Here is a 1,316-nt window from a genome sequence, read left to right as displayed (position 1 = left end):
ATCGTTGCGGGACAGTTAAAAGAAGGAGAAACGACACCGCCGTTGTTCGTATTACCGAAAGTGTTGCCTCCGCCATTTATGTAATTTGTATTTACCGGAGCTGTAGTTCTGGGAAAATATTCATGACTTAAATAACTATTAATACCGGATAACTGTAATTGATTATTAGTCAGCGTTAAAGTCCCGTGAGTTCCAAATTGGCTTCCACTGTATAACGCGATATCTGCCGCAGTATTTCCGTTGCCTGCCGGAAAACAAGCCGGTCCGGATGTTGTATTGCCTCCAACATTATTACCATAGAACAGGCATCCCGTAATGGTGCTTGCAGCACTTGTAGTACCTCCTGAGTTCACCATGAATATTGCACCACCTAAACTGCCGTTTGTATAATTGCTGACAAACTTACTGTTGCTGATGCTGGTAAGACCAGAGTTTGGATAAGTATAAATAGCACCACCTCCCTGAATATTAGCATTGCTTACATCAAGAGTATACGGAGAACCGTTGTTGTAGAAAACACAATTATTTACTGTAAGAGTATTTCCCACTCCGCTGCTGCTGCCGTATGCACCTCCGCCATAAGCTTTATTTCCATAGAAATTACAATTGTTAAGGATAACATAGCCGTTTGAGTTTAATATGGCACCTCCAAAACCAACGCTGGTAACTGTATTATTGCTAAATGTACATCCTGTAAAATTAGCTGTAGCAAAATAACTGCTATAGCCAATCTGTATGGCACCACCTCCCCATTGTGAGGTATTGCCGCAAAAGCTGCTGTTGGTAGCCGTAAAATCTCCCATTGTGGTAATTCCGCCTCCACTGCCTACAGATGAAGTATTGGAACATCCTACCACAGAACTGTTATTAAACGAAATGGAAGTCGTGTTGGTATTGGCATAAATTGCAGAAGCAAAACTCCCTGTACTCAGATTTTTCAGTAAACAGTTATTAAATACAGCTTTACTTCCGGCTACAGTGGTAAGAAAATCGAAAGCAATAGCACACATGTCGTGTACATAAAGATCTGTAAAATTGATGGTTCCTCCGCCACCTGCCGAAAAGCCATTATTGCCCGTTACATAGACCCACGCACACGTTGTGGAACCTGCCGTTATATCCAGACCTTTTATTTCTGCAGATTCTGTACCCGCCATATTGGTTTGCCCGAATAACTGATAGGCTGTGCCTCCTGTAATCGTAATACGCGTCGTATTAATTACCGGATTATATCCCGAAAGATCATTACCGGTAGCCGTTACAGGAAAACCTCCCTGTATAAGCACACCCGGACTTACCCTGATAACCGGTGCTGA

At 42.6% G+C, this 1,316-nt stretch carries 1 protein-coding gene; it reads right to left on the bottom strand.

What is annotated here, in order from left to right:
- Positions 1 to 1,316, bottom strand: a 1,316-nt coding sequence (locus tag WFK35_RS22780) for a hypothetical protein (protein ID WP_336734921.1), incomplete at both ends; no start/stop codon positions are given.

Source organism: Chryseobacterium sp. VD8, from assembly GCF_037149975.1.
GTDB classification, from domain to species: Bacteria; Bacteroidota; Bacteroidia; order Flavobacteriales; family Weeksellaceae; genus Chryseobacterium; species Chryseobacterium indicum.
This window is presented reverse-complemented; position numbering and strand designations above follow the sequence as displayed.